Origin of the sequence: Tepidibacillus sp. LV47 (assembly GCF_048381575.1) — a bacterium.
Classification (GTDB): domain Bacteria; phylum Bacillota; class Bacilli; order Tepidibacillales; family Tepidibacillaceae; genus Tepidibacillus.
This window is the reverse complement of the sequence record NZ_JBLWIF010000010.1, coordinates 43,110-57,592: the sequence shown is the minus strand read 5'-3', so window position 1 is coordinate 57,592 and position 14,483 is coordinate 43,110. Positions and strand designations below refer to the sequence as shown.

Genomic DNA, 14,483 nt, shown 5'->3' with positions numbered 1-14,483 from the left:
ACTTGGACCGAAGGGTCCTGGGAGAGTAGGACGTTGCCAGGCAAGATAAGGCCACTTTTTGGTGGTCTTTTTTCGTATATAGACATTAAGACTATTGATGCTTGATTGAATAAATAAGTTTAGATATACTATCAAACGATTAGTTAGGAGTCGAAATAGAGGATTAATACTTTTTATAAAGAAGGTGTTTGTTTGTCTAATAAAATATCGCGAATCTTTGAAGCAGCAATTGATGTGTTTTCAGAATATGGGTTTGAAAAGGCTAAAATGGATGAAATTGCGGAAAGAGCAAATGTAGCTAAAGGGACAATCTACTATCATTTCATTAGTAAAGAGGAGATTTTTCTTTCATTAATTGAAGAAGAAATAAAAAATCTACTACAACGTTTAAATGAAGGTACTCAATCTTTAAAAACGGGAAAAGAGAAATTGGAAAAAGCAATTGCAATTTTGGTGGACTACATTTTTGAATACGAACAGTTTATGAAAATTCTTTTAAGCGAAGTTTGGGGTTCCGAAGAAAGGCAAATCCGTTTTCGAGAGCGTTTACAAAAAATACTAAAGTTATTGCAAAATTATATTGAACAAGGAATCCAAGAAGGGGATTACCGTACAAGGAATTTAGAATTAACTGCCTCCTCAATTTTTGGGATAATAAGTGTAACATGTTTACATACATTACTCGGCCAACTCAATTATTCACCAAAGCAAATTACGGAGCATGTTCAATCAATGATCCATGAGAGCTTAAAAAAATAATAATGAGATTAAACAACCTTGAGTAACGGATTCCAAGTAGGAGTTGAAAATCTAATTTTAAATCCCATCATTTTAGAATGCTAATTCGCATGTGAATTAGCATTTTTTTATTGGTATGGCCCAACAGACTTCATCTTGACACAAGTAAGCCCCTGAGAGTAAAATATCATTTGCACTGACTGGTCAGTTTAAATTATGGAAGGGGTGAAGATTATGAATGGTATACAATGTGCTCGAAACGAATTTAAAAGGTTGTGGTCTAATCGATTTACAAGAATAGCAATCATTGCAGTAGCATTAATGCCTTTATTATATAGTTCTTTATATTTATGGGCTTTTTGGGATCCTTATAAGAATTTAGAACATTTACCTGTAGCTGTTGTCAATAATGATAAAGGAACCGTTTATGAAGGGAAAAAATTAGAAGTTGGTAAAGAATTAGTGGATTCATTAAAAAAGGAAAAAGATTTAGATTGGCATTTTGTCTCAAATGAAGAAGCGATAAACGGGTTAGAAAATGAAAAGTATTATTTATTAATCCGTATTCCTAAAAATTTCTCAGAACAAATTGCCAGTGTCAAATCGAACAATCCTGTTAAACCTACGATTGAGTATATACCTAAAGAAAGTCGAAACTTACTTGCTTCTCAATTAGGGGAAAGAGCAGTTGAACAATTGAAAAACAAAGTATCTGAGAAATTAACGGTAAAATATTTAGATACATTAGCTTCTGCTTTTGGTGATATCCGATCAGGCTTTCAAGAAGCAGCAGATGGAGCTAAACAATTACATGATGGTACAAATGTGGTGCAACAAGGGGTAGGCGATTTGCATAATGGGATTCAAAAGGCTCAAAATGGCGCCGCAAAACTGGTAACAGGTTTACCAGTGTTGGTAGATGGAGCAAAACAAATCTCACAGGGACTAGCTAAGACAGCTGGTGGAAATCAACAAATCGCATCAGGACTTCAAGGGGCCAAGGTAGGATTATCCCAATTAAAAGAGAAAACACCAACATTACAACAAGGATTATCTAAATTGACAAATGGATTGAAAATGATCCAAACGTTAGGCACGAAGCCATTGCTTGATGGTACGATGCAAGTCAATCAAGGTTTGAACAAGCTACAAACTGGAATTGATCAACTTCATGTAGGTAGTCAACAAGCGACAACTGGAATGGTTCAAGTTCAAACTTCCATTAACCAATTAGTAATGGCGCTCGATCAAGGATTACTAACTCCTGATCAAGTAAAAGAACAATTAAGACAATTATCTCAAGGAATGAATCCAATTATTGCAGGTCAACAGGCAATAGAAGCAGGTTTAGCAGAAACGAAAAATCAAATCCCGAAACTGATCGAAGGGCAAACGAAAGTAGCAGATGGTTTAAAAGAGGTAGACCAACAACTCAATACAGCTCAAACTGGTGCTAAACAAATTGAGAGCGGCTTCCAGCAATATTCATCGGGTATCGGGCAATTATATGATGGGATTACCAAAGCCGAGGTAGGAGTTAAAAAGATTGGTGAAGCTGAAGGTAAAATGGCAATGGCTTCAACTGACTGGGTAAATGGGGTACAACAAGCAGTGAAGGGAGCTTATCAATTAAATGATGGTTTGCTGCGATTATCAGATGGTTCCAGTCAGTTAGAATCAGGGCTTAGTGAAATCGAAGAAGGGGCAGGAACACTTTATTCAAAATTAAAAGAAGGAGCTGAGAAAATAAAAGAACAAAAGCCAACGGATCAACAATTAGCCCAAATGGTAGCGCCTTTAGAAATTATAACAGAAAAAATCAACCCTATTCCCAATTATGGTACTGGATTTGCACCGTATTTCATTTCTTTAGCATTATGGGTTGGTGCATTAGTTCTTTTTTTTGTTATCGATGTTCATGCAATTGATCAGGTTCCATTGCGAACCAGTTCATGGGTCTTAGGGAAATATGTACCATTAGTCTTTATAGGATCTATTCAAGCAATTATCTCATCTTTTGTCTTGCAATTTATATTAGGACTTAATCCAAATCATCCAGTATTGTTCTATTTCTATAATATTCTTTTATCCATGACATTTATTGCTGTCATTCAAGGGCTTGTTTCCATTCTTGGTGATGCAGGAAGATTCTTAGCCATCGTTCTTTTGATGTTACAATTGACTTCTAGTGCAGGAACATTCCCTTTAGAATTAACGCCAAGATTCTTTCAAAATATAAGTCCATATCTGCCTATGACTTACTCAGTAAAAGGGTTAAAGGAAATTATATCGGCAAATAATATGAATACTATTTTGCATACTGTATATGTTCTTCTTTTTATTGCTTTTGGAGCTTTTATTACGACGGTGATTTTAGCTAAAGGGAAGATTAACTATCTAAAGGAACAACAAAGACAGGCAACAGTCAATGCTTAATTAAATTAAAACAGCCAAGTTTACACGCTTGGCTGTTTTTTACTTCTTTTTTTCCATTTGTTTTGGCAATAAATCAGCAAAGAGAAAAGGAATTCGAATCACAACTAAAAAAGGGATGATGAAATTAAATAGAATATCAACCATTTGTTGATTCATTTATTTCACCTCTTGTATTGTACATCTTAGTTTTTCCTGCAAAAGAAAAAACATGTAAGAATAAAGGATATAAAAAATTGGATTTAGATGGATACGAAGAATAAATAAGAATTCTAGGACATGTTTACAATAAGAGGAGAGAAAAGTTATTGTTTAAAGTTTTGTTATTTTGAGGGGATTTTTGTATGGATGATTTTCCAATTTTTCTTATCAACACGGTTCCGAAAAAAAGGGACTTTTCCATATTCGAAAACTGGGCGCACAAATATAAAAAGGGGATCATCATTTTATCCCATATCCAATATGTAGGGGAAAGCGATTTTGTAGAAAAGCATATAAAAGGGAATTATCCAGAGATTGACGTGATCTTTTTAGGGAAAACAAAATGGAAAGGGAAACATTCTTATATTCTCGGTGGGGATCCAAAAGGGAAATATACTCGTTTTTTCAGACAAAAACTTTCCTTTCGATATCATCCTTTTTTATTTGTCAACAAAAAAGAAGCCGAGTTATTATATCTCATTCTTAAAAACCCGTCATTTTTGGACTTTTATAAACAAAATTTAGAGGAGATGGCTGAAGAAATAGATCTAAAAACGATCAAAAGGGGATTATTTTTTTATTCAGGTCGCAACAATTTTTCTTTTCAATTAAAACCAATGAATGTAAACTGGGTACAAATGATACTCCATCAATTGATGAATCGATTTCAACTTCAAATGATTACGATTTGGGGAACACCTAAAAAAAAACAATTAAAGATATTTCTCCAATATCCGCTAAAAAAAATATTCATTTATTCTAAAGATCAGTTATGGGATTTTCAACATAAAAAAATAAAGTTCATTTCAAACATCTATTCATCAACTAACAATTCGGATGCCTTAATCTTATGGGAACCGAAAGAGGAATTTATGGCGATTAATCTTACGAAAGTAGAGAAAAAGATGAAGCAAAAGATCATGATTGATCCTTTTTATCTCTTTGAACAAGAGGAGATGAAAGCACTTAACTGGAACTATTTTTACCAAAGAGATCTATTATAGAAATAGGTATAGAATAGCTCTGAATTGGAGATAATGGTTTTCAAATTATTTGAGGAGGTGTTTCATGAATTCTATTGAATATGTTTGTGTAATGTGTGGCCAAAAAGAGAAAGAGGGAATCTTCATTCAGGGCGGATTCATTTGTGACAATTGTGAGAAAGAGATTGTTCAAACCGAAGTTCAAGATGAGAAGTATCGCTATTTTATTCAACAACTAAAACAATTATGGTTAAAAAATGCGTAATAAAAAATCAGAGACAAGATGTGTAAGTCTCTGATTTTTATTTTTACCGGATTAGAGTTTTTTTTACTTCTGAAGAAAAGTATGATTAAATAAGGACAATTAGAACGTGTTTGCAAAGGAAAGAAAAAGAATGAAGAAGCAAGATCGATATTTATTTGAACAATTACAATTCCATTATCAAAAAAATCCCATTCCCTTTCATGTACCCGGTCATAAAATGGGAAAAGGTTTTAATCCTTTAGGGAGAGAATTCTTTCAAGATATTCTCAAAATTGATATGACAGAACTTTCTGGTCTTGATGACTTACACCAACCAGAAGGTGTAATTCTAGCTTCAGAAAAAAGAGCTGCAAACGTGTTTAAAGCAAAAGCGACTTTTTTCCTCGTTAATGGCAGTACGGTTGGAAATTTAGCAATGATTCTTGCCGCTTGTAAACCAGGAGATAAAATTATTGTTCAACGAAATGTTCATAAATCCGTCATCCACGGATTGATTTTGGCAAAAGCAATCCCCATCTACGTTCAACCAGAATATATTCCCTCTTTGGGGGTTTTTGGAAGTGTTAGTATCAAAACGATAGAAAAGGTATTAGCTGATCACAAAGAGGCAAAAGCTGTTTTATTAATGAATCCAAATTATTATGGGATTGGAATTGATTTAACAGAAATTGCAAAATTGGTGCATCAGTATCAGATTCCATTATTAGTTGATGAAGCCCATGGTGCTCATTTTGGATTTCACAAAGCATTCCCAAAGTCTTCCATTCAAATGGGGGCTGATGTTGTAGTACAATCGACTCATAAAACATTATCGGCGATGACCATGGGTTCTATGCTTCATGTAAATCACCAATCATTGATTGATATGGATCGTATCAAGTTTTTCTTATCCATGATTCAGTCATCAAGCCCTTCTTATCCAATTATGGCTTCATTAGATTTAACGACTCGTTTACTAGAAGAAAAAGGGGAAGCGCTTTTTACTCAGGTTTTAGAAGGGATTGATTGGTTTGAAAAAGAGGCATCAATGTTACAAGGAATTCAAGTGAATCATTTGCTACCTCGTCAATATTATAAAGATCCATTCAAACAAATCATTCAAAGTCGTATCCCTAATCTATCTGGGTTTGATTTACAAAAACGCTTAGAACAAAACAATATCTATACTGAACTAGCAGATCCCTTTAATACCTTAGCGATTATGACTTATGGGAATACTTTTGATGATATAAAAGCATTATATCAAGCGTTATTGAAGATCGATCATTCTTTTTACGATGTTTTAAAAACAGAAGGAAAAATCATTCCGAAAATGGAAGTAAACCTTAAACCGATTGATGAAAAGTCAACAAGTCTCATTTCTTTAGATCAAATCATTTATGGTAAGAAGAAAGTTGTACCATTTGAAGCTTCATTTGGGATGATTGCAGCTGAAATGGTGATCCCATATCCCCCAGGAATTCCAATCATCCAATTAGGGGAAAGAATTACCAAAGAAATGATTTCTTACCTATTAGAGTTAAAAGAAATGGGGGCAAAATTTCAAGGTATTTCAGATCCAACCATTTCCATCATCAAGGTGGTAGACGAAATGTAGGGAGGATACGAAGTGAAAGGGTTATTTATTACCTTTGAAGGGCCAGATGGGGCAGGAAAAACAACACAAGTTGCCCTTTTAGCTGAATATCTTAAGGAACTTGGTTTTGAATATATCACCACAAGAGAACCTGGAGGGACATTGATTGGAAATCAAATTCGCCAAATTCTTTTAGAGCCAAGTTATCATGAATTAAAAGGACAAACAGAAATCTTATTATACGCAGCATCTAGAGCTCAATTGGTACATGAAATCATACTACCTGCACTAGAAAAAGGTAAGATTGTTTTGTGTGACCGCTATATTGATGCAAGTATCGCTTACCAAGCATATGGATTAGGAATCGATCGTAAAATCGTCGAAGAGATTAACCGTTTTGCCAGTTCAAATTTAAAGCCGGATCGAACTTATTTATTAGATATAAAACCTGAATTAGGGAGAAAACGATTAATCGAAAGAAACCAAAAAAACAAAAAGCACCTAGATCGAATCGAACAAAAGGATATCCTTTATCATCAAAGGGTTTATCAAGGATTTATGGATTTAGCAAAAGAAGAGCCAAATCGGATCATCAAGATCAATGCAGACCAACCTGTTTTGCAAATATTTGAGAAAATCAAATCAGATTTTCACTTCTTTCTTCAATCTAGATTAATGAAAGGAGAGTTATCATTATGAAATTGGTGGTAGCGGTTGTGCAAGATAAAGATAGCCATCGGCTATCGGCAGCATTAGTGAAGGCGGACTTACGAGCGACAAAGTTAGCCAGTACAGGTGGTTTTTTGAAAGCAGGAAATACCACATTTCTAATCGGTGTAGAGGATTCAAGAGTAGATGAAGTATTGAGAATCATTAAAGATAATTGTAAGGCAAGGAAACAGTTAGTATCCCCTGTCTCTCCTTTAGGCGGAAATGTGGAGTCTTATGTTCCATATCCTGTTGAGGTTCAGGTTGGCGGAGCAACTGTATTTGTCTTACCTATTGAGCAATTTCAACAATTTTAAGGAATGATGAGACATGAAGATACAACAAGGAATGAAGACGATTCAATCCTATCGAATGGTTGAAAGAAACCCTATTGGCAGCACTGAAATCACTAAATTTTCCGATATCCTTTCTCAAGCAAGTTTAAAACGAACGAAAGAAAAACTAGAGCAATTATTGATCCAAATTGACGAACAAGGGAAAAAATTAGCGGTGACTAGAAATTTGCAAGATTTAAAAAAATACAAAGAACTCATTAAAACATTTATTGATGAAACGGTACATTCTGGTTTAGAACTTGACAATCAACATCATTTTGATCGATATGGACGGGGGAAAAAATATAAAGTGATTCGACAAATTGACCAAAAGTTAATCGATCTTACCAATCTAATTATGGATAAAGAACAAAAACAAATCGATTTGCTTGATCAAATTGGAGAAATGAAAGGCTTATTAATCAATCTTTATTTTTAAAAAATCGTGTAAGGTGAATCATATGTCTTTTGATCAGATTATTGGTCAACAAAAAGTGGCCGAACAATTAAAAAGAACCATTCAAAATAACCGTGTAGCACACGCATATATCTTTGTTGGCCAGGAAGGCGTAGGAAAAACAAAGATGGCTTTAGAATTTGCAAAAGCATTAAATTGCGAAAAGGGAAATGGAGACGCTTGCGATCATTGCCTTCATTGCCGAAGAATTGATCATTTTAACCATCCTGACGTCATTCTTGTAAAACCAGAGAAACAAACGATTACGATGGAGCAAATTCGCCAGCTTCAACATCAGTTTCATTATAAAGCCATGAATTCAAAACGAAAGATTTATATCATTGAACAAGCAGAAACATTGACCACCGTTGCAGCTAATAGCTTGCTTAAATTCATTGAAGAACCCCATTCAGCGGTAACTATTCTTTTTTTAGTCGAAAATCTTCATATGGTATTACCTACGATTCGTTCACGCTGTCAAGTGTTTTATTTTTCGTCGTTAAAACCGATGGATATTGTAAATCTTCTTAAACGAGACGGTTATTCTGAACAAGAGCTTTTATTAGCAGCTCATTTAACCAATGATGTAAAAGAAGTGGAAGAATTGGTAAAATCTGAATGGTTTGCACAGATGAAAAGCCTAATGATACAATGGATTAAGGAGATTTTTTCAAAATCTTTTCAAGCCTTATTATCAATTCAAGAAAAGCTCTTAAAAAATGATCAGATCAAAGAACAATTACCAAGATTTCTAGATTTACTATTGATTTGGTATCACGATATTTTAAATATAAGACTTGATCGTCATCATTCGGTCATTTTTCAAGATCATCTTGAAGTATTAAATCAATACGCTATGAATCTAAGTGAAAGTCAGCTTTTAGGTTATATCGAACAAATTCTTGAAACAAAACGGAAAATTGCTTCACATGTTCATCCTCAATTAGCTTTGGAGCAATTAGTCATATTGCTTCAGGAGGGATAATAATTGTGTATTCAGTAGTCGGAGTTCGTTTTAAAAAAGCAGGAAAAATCTATTATTTTGATCCAGGAGATTTGGAGATTGAAAAAAATAATTTTGCGATTGTAGAAACTGCCCGTGGGATTGAATATGGACAAGTTGTCATTGGCAAAAAAACAGTAGGAGAAGAAGATGTGGTTCTCCCCCTTAAAAAGGTGATTCGTGTTGCAACGGAAGAAGACGCTTTGCAGGTAGAGAAAAATAAAGCTGATGCAAAAGAAGCCTTTTCCATTTGTCTTGAAAAAATTCAAGCCCATGGATTAGAGATGAAATTGGTTGATGTGGAATATACGTTTGATCGGAACAAAATTATTTTTTACTTCACAGCTGATGGCCGAATCGACTTTCGTGAACTTGTCAAAGATTTAGCTGCTGTATTCCGAACGAGAATTGAACTAAGACAAATCGGGGTTCGCGACGAGGCGAAAATGCTCGGAGGTATTGGACCTTGTGGTCGGGTGCTTTGTTGTTCCACTTTTTTAGGTGATTTTGAACCCGTATCGATTAAGATGGCAAAGGATCAAAATCTCTCTCTAAATCCTGCGAAAATATCTGGTCTATGTGGCCGTTTGATGTGTTGTTTAAAATTTGAGAATGATAATTATGAAACGGGAAAACAAGAATTGCCTGATATTGGTAATCAAGTGATCACATCAAAAGGAAAAGGTATCGTCGTTGGATTAAATATTCTTGAACGTATAGTACAAGTAGAATTAGAAGACGGATTTGTAGAGGAGTTTCCTTTAGATGATGTGGTAGAAGGTGATCTTGAATTTTAGCCGTTGGGGTGATGAATGTGGGAAAAGAGGAGATTTTTTCACAGGTAACCTATATTGAAGAACAAATTGGTGAGTTGTACCAAGAATTAGGTCAATTGAAACAAAAATTAGTTGTCCTTCTAGAGGAAAATCATAAATTAGAATTAGAGAATGAACGCCTAAGGCAAAGGCTGAATCAACAAGTAACGGAAGCAAACGAAACGAAAAGCACAAACAAGAAGGGAAAAGTAAGCATTGGTGAAGGGTATGATAATTTAGCCCGTTTATATCAAGAAGGATTCCATGTTTGCAATGTTCACTATGGCCATTTACGAACAGAAGGAGATTGTTTATTCTGTTTATCTTTTTTAAATAAGTCATAACGATCCAAATACACTCTCAAAAGCCGCCGCTTATGGAATATACAAACCTAATAAGCTTGGCTTATATGTTCTATAAACTGATTCTTTAGAGCGAGCTTTTCTACCGACCTTATTTACGGAAAGCCGTAAGGTTAGAGGCAGCGTTAGAACATACAAGCCATTTCATGAAATCGTTAAACTTTATATCATGATAAGCAAACTTAGATAAAAAAGGTGAATGTATGGAAGTAACACTATATGCAAACGAACGAATCGATGACTTAACAGAAACGTTAAAAATTATTCAAAGTAAAGAAGTCTTTGCTTTTTCAATGGATGCTGTTCTATTAGCTCATTTCCCAATTGTCCCTAGAAAAGGGCAAATCATCGATTTGTGTAGTGGCAATGGGGTCATCCCTATATTACTTTCTAGGAAAACATCGTCTACCATTTATGGAGTTGAGATTCAAGAACGACTAGTTGACATGGCAAACAGAAGTATAGCCTTAAATGGCTTAACCTCGCAAATCAAAATGATCCATAGTGATTTAAAAAAAGCACCGAGAGTTTTTGGAAAAGGGGTATTTGATCTCGTTACCGTCAATCCTCCTTACCTTCCTTTAACGGGCCAAACCCAAAATCTAAATCAACAAGTGGCTATTGCTCGTCACGAGATTCTTACAAATCTAGAAGAAGTGATCCAAATCAGTGATCAACTATTAAAAGTAGGCGGCCGCTTGGCGATGGTTCATAGGCCTTCGCGATTAGTTGAACTCATTTCATTATTAAGAGATTATCGAATTGAACCAAAAAAAATTCAGTTTGTCCATCCGCATCGGCATAAAGAAGCAAATATGGTACTAATCGAAGCCAAAAAACGTGGAGGTAAAGAGCTCCATGTCTTACCACCGTTAATTGTTTATGGAGACAATGGGGAATATACAAAGGAGATCCATCAAATCTATTATGGTAATCAAAATGAATGAGGTGTGGAGTATTGAATATCCAAAAAAGTTATCATAGTGAAGCAGAGAGGGGAATCCTTTATCTTGTTGGCACACCGATTGGCAATTTAGAAGATATCACATATCGTGCTCTTCGTATTCTTCAGGAAGTAGATCTGATCGCCGCAGAAGATACAAGACATACGCTTAAACTTTTAAATCATTTTCAAATTCAAAAACCATTAATCAGTTATCATGAACATAATAAACAACAACGAGGAGATGATTTGATCGATTTACTTTTACAAGGGAAAAACATTGCATTAGTAAGTGATGCAGGAATGCCAGCCATTTCCGATCCAGGTTATGAGCTGGTAGTTCAAGCAATTGAAAAGAAAATTACTGTGACCCCTATTCCTGGACCCAATGCAGCATTAACTGCGCTCATCGCATCGGGATTATCCACAAAGCGTTTTCTTTTTTTAGGTTTTCTATCAAGAGAAAAAAAAGAGCTTTATCAAGAATTAGAGAAATACAAATTTTTTTTGGAAACTTTAATCTTCTATGAAGCACCTCATCGAATTGAAAAAACGTTAAAAGCAATGCGTGAAGTCTTTGGCAATCGAAAAATGGTTTTGATTCGCGAACTAACAAAGAAATATGAGGAATTTATTCGTGGTCAATTGGATGAAGTGATTCAATATGTAAAGGAGAACGAGGTAAAGGGGGAACTCACTTTAATTATTGAAGGAGCAACAAAAGAAACAGTAGGTCAACTAGGAGAGAATTGGTGGAACACCTTAAGTTTAGTTGAGCATGTTGATCATTATATTGAACAAGGCTTTTCTGTAAAAGAAGCGATAAAAAAGACCTCAGTTGACAGAAAGCTAGCAAAAAGGGAAGTATATCAAGCGTATCATATTGAAAATAGGAAAAAAAAATAAACCAAAAAGTTTTCCTTTTTGGTTTTATTTTCATTTTTTTGTTATTCTACTTTTGGCATCTCTTTTAGACATTCACTACAAATAATTTTTCCTTTGAAGTGAAATACCTTTTCCGCATTCCCACAAAAGATACAAGCGGGTTCATATTTTTTGAGAATAATCCGTTCCCCATCGATATAAATTTCCAAGGAATCTTTCTCGTTAATCCCTAAAGTTCTTCGAAGCTCAATGGGAATGACAACCCTTCCTAACTCATCCACTTTACGAACAATACCTGTAGATTTTAACATGTTATAACCCCTCTTCCCAATATTCATGATATTTTTCAAGGGAATCGTCAGGATTCGACAAAATTCCCTATGGCTTAATCGTACCAACTATTCCCAAAATAGTCAATAGGAATTTTGTTAAAAAAATGTGATAAAATTCAGAAGTTGACAGTAGAATAATAATTATGTATATTTTGGAAAGATACAGTAAAAATAATAAGGTAAAAAATAAATAGGGATTTTGATGAAGGGATGAGTAGTTTGACCAAGCTTTTTTTTAGCTGGAGGTAGCTGTGAATAAAGTAAAGCAAAGCAAACGAAGATAGTCCTGGAGATATTGTTTTAGTTGTTAAAAACTATTTGAGCCCTTTATTTTTGAATATAAAGGGGAATTTGGATGGTTCCACGTGAGTTGTATACTCTCGTCCCAAGCTGGGTGGGAGTTTTTTGTTTTTTAAAGAAGAAAGGAGAATGGAGATGGGTAAAAACAAGTTTTATATTACAACTCCAATCTATTATCCAAGTAATAAACTTCATATTGGAAATGCGTACACCACAATTGCTGCCGATACAATGGCTAGATACAAACGTTTACGAGGATATGATGTTTTTTATCTGACTGGGACAGATGAACACGGACAAAAATTACAAAAACGGGCTCAAGAAGAAGGTTTAACTCCCATTGAATTCATTAATCCTATTGTCGATTGGATTAAAGACCTGTGGGAAAAGTTAGATATCTCTTATGATGATTTTATCCGTACAACGGAAGAGCGTCATAAAAAGGTTGTCCAAAAGATTTTTAAGAAGTTAAAAGATAATGGTGATATTTATTTAGGTGAATATGAAGGATATTATTGTGTTCCCTGTGAATCCTATTGGACAGAACAACAGGCGAAAAAAGGAGAGGAGTATGTTTGCCCTGATTGTGGTCGACCTGTCCAATTGGTAAAAGAGAAGAATTATTTCTTTAGGATGTCAAAATATGCGGATCGTTTACTTCAATACATTGAAGAGCATCCAGAGTTTATCCAACCAGAGTCGAGAAAAAACGAAATGATCAACAATTTCTTAAAACCAGGTTTAGAAGACCTATCCATTTCCAGAAGTACCTTTGATTGGGGGATCCCTGTTCCTGACGATCCAGAGCATGTCATTTATGTTTGGATTGATGCTTTAACTAACTACATCACGGCCATAGGCTATTTATCCGACGATCCGAAAGAACAAGAAAAATTTAAGAAATATTGGCCTGCTGATGTTCACTTGATTGGTAAAGACATTTTGCGTTTCCATACGATTTATTGGCCCATTATTTTAATGGCATTAGATTTGCCATTACCAAAGACCGTCTTTGGCCATGGTTGGGTACTAATGCCTGATGGCAAGATGTCCAAGTCCAAAGGAAATGTCATTGACCCTAAATTCCTTATCGACCGCTATGGTTCAGACGGAGTGCGTTATTTCTTATTGCGGGAAATTCCTTTTGGTGCTGATGGTGTCTTTACGCCAGAAATTTTTATTCAACGGTTAAATGTTGATTTGGCTAATGATCTGGGTAATTTAGTGAGTCGTACAGTCGCAATGATCGAAAAATATTTTGATGGAATTTTACCACAACCAACGGAAGAAATGGATCTCGACCAAGAATTAAAACGCTTTGCCTATGATACAGTGATTAGTGTAGAGAATTCTTTGGATCGGATGTTATTTAGTCAAGCTTTAACGCAAATCTGGCAACTCATTGGTCGCACCAATAAATATATCGATGAAACGCTGCCATGGGTACTTGCCAAGGATCCAGCGCAAAAAGATCGCTTAGGTACGGTATTGTACTACTTAACGGAAAGTATTCGTGTGATCTCCATCTTAATTCAACCCTTTATGCCAAAGACACCAAACAAGATCTGGGAGCAAATTGGATTAAATGGTGTGATAGTGGAGTGGGATCAAGCAAAAGAATGGAATGTAATAAAACCAGGAACAAAAATAGAGAAAAAAGAGGCGATTTTCCCGCGATTAGATATAGAATTAGAACTGAAAATCATTGATGAAACAACGCTTGAAGCAAGAAAAAAAGCAGAAGAAAATGCCAAGAAAAAAGAAGCAGCAAAACAAACAGAGACAAAAGAAGGAGGAATAATGGAAAAACCAGTAACAGAAGAAATTACAATCGATGATTTCTTTAAATCCGATTTGCGAGTAGCAGAGGTTATTGCAGCAGAGAAAATACCGAATGCGGATAAATTATTAAAAATTCAACTGGATCTTGGCTATGAAAAAAGACAAGTAGTTTCTGGAATTGCTAAATATTATACGCCAGAAGAGTTAATCGGTAAAAAGGTAATCTGTGTCACCAACTTGAAACCAGTTAAATTAAGAGGCGAGATTTCAAATGGAATGATTTTGGCAGCTTCCCAGGGTGATCAACTGGTATTAGCAACGGTTTCTGGAGATATACCAAATGGATCACAAGTGAAGTAAAAGGG

Annotated in this window: 15 protein-coding genes; 14 read left to right on the top strand and 1 reads right to left on the bottom strand. The window is 35.0% G+C overall.

The genetic code is table 11. From position 1 onward, the window contains the following. Nucleotides 1–192: 192 nt before the first annotated feature. The 13 genes from ACMW72_RS10765 (at nucleotide 193) to rsmI (ending at nucleotide 11,725) form a co-directional block, all read left to right on the top strand. Nucleotides 193–759 (top strand): TetR/AcrR family transcriptional regulator, encoded by a 567-nt coding sequence (locus ACMW72_RS10765; RefSeq protein ID WP_418368843.1) that lies wholly within the window; start codon nucleotides 193–195, stop codon nucleotides 757–759. A gap of 213 nt (nucleotides 760–972) precedes the next feature. After that, entirely contained in the window at nucleotides 973–3,174 is a 2,202-nt protein-coding gene (locus ACMW72_RS10760) for a YhgE/Pip family protein (protein ID WP_418368842.1), read from the top strand. 341 nt (nucleotides 3,175–3,515) lie between these two features. Further along, on the top strand, nucleotides 3,516–4,376 hold the full coding sequence (locus tag ACMW72_RS10755) for a hypothetical protein (RefSeq protein ID WP_418368841.1): 861 nt from the start codon (nucleotides 3,516–3,518) through the stop codon (nucleotides 4,374–4,376). Nucleotides 4,377–4,440: 64 nt separating this feature from the next. Beyond that, nucleotides 4,441–4,620: a sigma factor G inhibitor Gin gene (locus ACMW72_RS10750; protein WP_418368840.1), complete on the top strand. Its 180-nt coding sequence runs from the start codon at nucleotides 4,441–4,443 to the stop codon at nucleotides 4,618–4,620. A 130-nt stretch (nucleotides 4,621–4,750) separates the two neighbouring features. Then, nucleotides 4,751–6,217 (top strand): aminotransferase class I/II-fold pyridoxal phosphate-dependent enzyme, encoded by a 1,467-nt coding sequence (locus ACMW72_RS10745; RefSeq protein WP_418368839.1) that lies wholly within the window; start codon nucleotides 4,751–4,753, stop codon nucleotides 6,215–6,217. 12 nt (nucleotides 6,218–6,229) lie between these two features. Beyond that, nucleotides 6,230–6,895, top strand: a complete 666-nt coding sequence (gene tmk, locus ACMW72_RS10740; protein ID WP_418368838.1) for a dTMP kinase — start codon at nucleotides 6,230–6,232, stop codon at nucleotides 6,893–6,895. Continuing rightward, nucleotides 6,892–7,221 (top strand): cyclic-di-AMP receptor, encoded by a 330-nt coding sequence (locus ACMW72_RS10735; RefSeq protein ID WP_418368837.1) that lies wholly within the window; start codon nucleotides 6,892–6,894, stop codon nucleotides 7,219–7,221. Before tmk ends, ACMW72_RS10735 begins: the two co-directional genes overlap by 4 nt. Nucleotides 7,222–7,234: 13 nt before the next feature. Then, entirely contained in the window at nucleotides 7,235–7,678 is a 444-nt protein-coding gene (locus tag ACMW72_RS10730) for a YaaR family protein (RefSeq protein WP_418368836.1), read from the top strand. A 22-nt stretch (nucleotides 7,679–7,700) separates the two neighbouring features. Continuing rightward, on the top strand, nucleotides 7,701–8,681 hold the full coding sequence (holB, locus tag ACMW72_RS10725; RefSeq protein ID WP_418368835.1) for a DNA polymerase III subunit delta': 981 nt from the start codon (nucleotides 7,701–7,703) through the stop codon (nucleotides 8,679–8,681). Between the two features lie 5 nt (nucleotides 8,682–8,686). Then, the gene (locus tag ACMW72_RS10720; protein ID WP_418368834.1) at nucleotides 8,687–9,496 is read left to right on the top strand and encodes a PSP1 domain-containing protein; all 810 of its coding nucleotides are present in this window, start codon (nucleotides 8,687–8,689) and stop codon (nucleotides 9,494–9,496) included. A gap of 17 nt (nucleotides 9,497–9,513) precedes the next feature. Beyond that, nucleotides 9,514–9,858: a DNA replication initiation control protein YabA gene (yabA, locus tag ACMW72_RS10715; RefSeq protein ID WP_418368833.1), complete on the top strand. Its 345-nt coding sequence runs from the start codon at nucleotides 9,514–9,516 to the stop codon at nucleotides 9,856–9,858. 221 nt (nucleotides 9,859–10,079) lie between these two features. After that, complete coding sequence (locus ACMW72_RS10710; RefSeq protein ID WP_418368832.1) at nucleotides 10,080–10,823, top strand: tRNA1(Val) (adenine(37)-N6)-methyltransferase; 744 nt, start codon at nucleotides 10,080–10,082, stop codon at nucleotides 10,821–10,823. Nucleotides 10,824–10,834: 11 nt separating this feature from the next. Further along, nucleotides 10,835–11,725 (top strand): 16S rRNA (cytidine(1402)-2'-O)-methyltransferase, encoded by an 891-nt coding sequence (gene rsmI / locus ACMW72_RS10705; protein ID WP_418368831.1) that lies wholly within the window; start codon nucleotides 10,835–10,837, stop codon nucleotides 11,723–11,725. A 41-nt stretch (nucleotides 11,726–11,766) separates the two neighbouring features. Here the strand turns inward: rsmI and ACMW72_RS10700 are convergent, their stop codons facing one another. Beyond that, entirely contained in the window at nucleotides 11,767–12,015 is a 249-nt protein-coding gene (locus ACMW72_RS10700; RefSeq protein ID WP_418368830.1) for an AbrB/MazE/SpoVT family DNA-binding domain-containing protein, read from the bottom strand. Between the two features lie 456 nt (nucleotides 12,016–12,471). On the opposite strand from ACMW72_RS10700, the gene metG reads away from it, so the two are divergent. Beyond that, nucleotides 12,472–14,478: a methionine--tRNA ligase gene (gene metG / locus ACMW72_RS10695; RefSeq protein ID WP_418368829.1), complete on the top strand. Its 2,007-nt coding sequence runs from the start codon at nucleotides 12,472–12,474 to the stop codon at nucleotides 14,476–14,478. Nucleotides 14,479–14,483 lie beyond the last annotated feature (5 nt).

Bases quoted from the DNA above. Each gene is read 5' to 3' on its own strand.
- ACMW72_RS10755 (WP_418368841.1), top strand. From the start codon at position 3,516: ATGGATGATTTTCCAATTTTTCTTATCAACACGGTTCCGAAAAAAAGG.
- ACMW72_RS10750 (WP_418368840.1), top strand. From the start codon at position 4,441: ATGAATTCTATTGAATATGTTTGTGTAATGTGTGGCCAAAAAGAGAAA.
- ACMW72_RS10700 (WP_418368830.1), bottom strand. From the start codon at position 12,015: ATGTTAAAATCTACAGGTATTGTTCGTAAAGTGGATGAGTTAGGAAGG.
- ACMW72_RS10730 (WP_418368836.1), top strand. From the start codon at position 7,235: ATGAAGATACAACAAGGAATGAAGACGATTCAATCCTATCGAATGGTT.
- ACMW72_RS10760 (WP_418368842.1), top strand. From the start codon at position 973: ATGAATGGTATACAATGTGCTCGAAACGAATTTAAAAGGTTGTGGTCT.
- metG (WP_418368829.1), top strand. From the start codon at position 12,472: ATGGGTAAAAACAAGTTTTATATTACAACTCCAATCTATTATCCAAGT.
- ACMW72_RS10735 (WP_418368837.1), top strand. From the start codon at position 6,892: ATGAAATTGGTGGTAGCGGTTGTGCAAGATAAAGATAGCCATCGGCTA.
- ACMW72_RS10745 (WP_418368839.1), top strand. From the start codon at position 4,751: ATGAAGAAGCAAGATCGATATTTATTTGAACAATTACAATTCCATTAT.
- holB (WP_418368835.1), top strand. From the start codon at position 7,701: ATGTCTTTTGATCAGATTATTGGTCAACAAAAAGTGGCCGAACAATTA.
- ACMW72_RS10710 (WP_418368832.1), top strand. From the start codon at position 10,080: ATGGAAGTAACACTATATGCAAACGAACGAATCGATGACTTAACAGAA.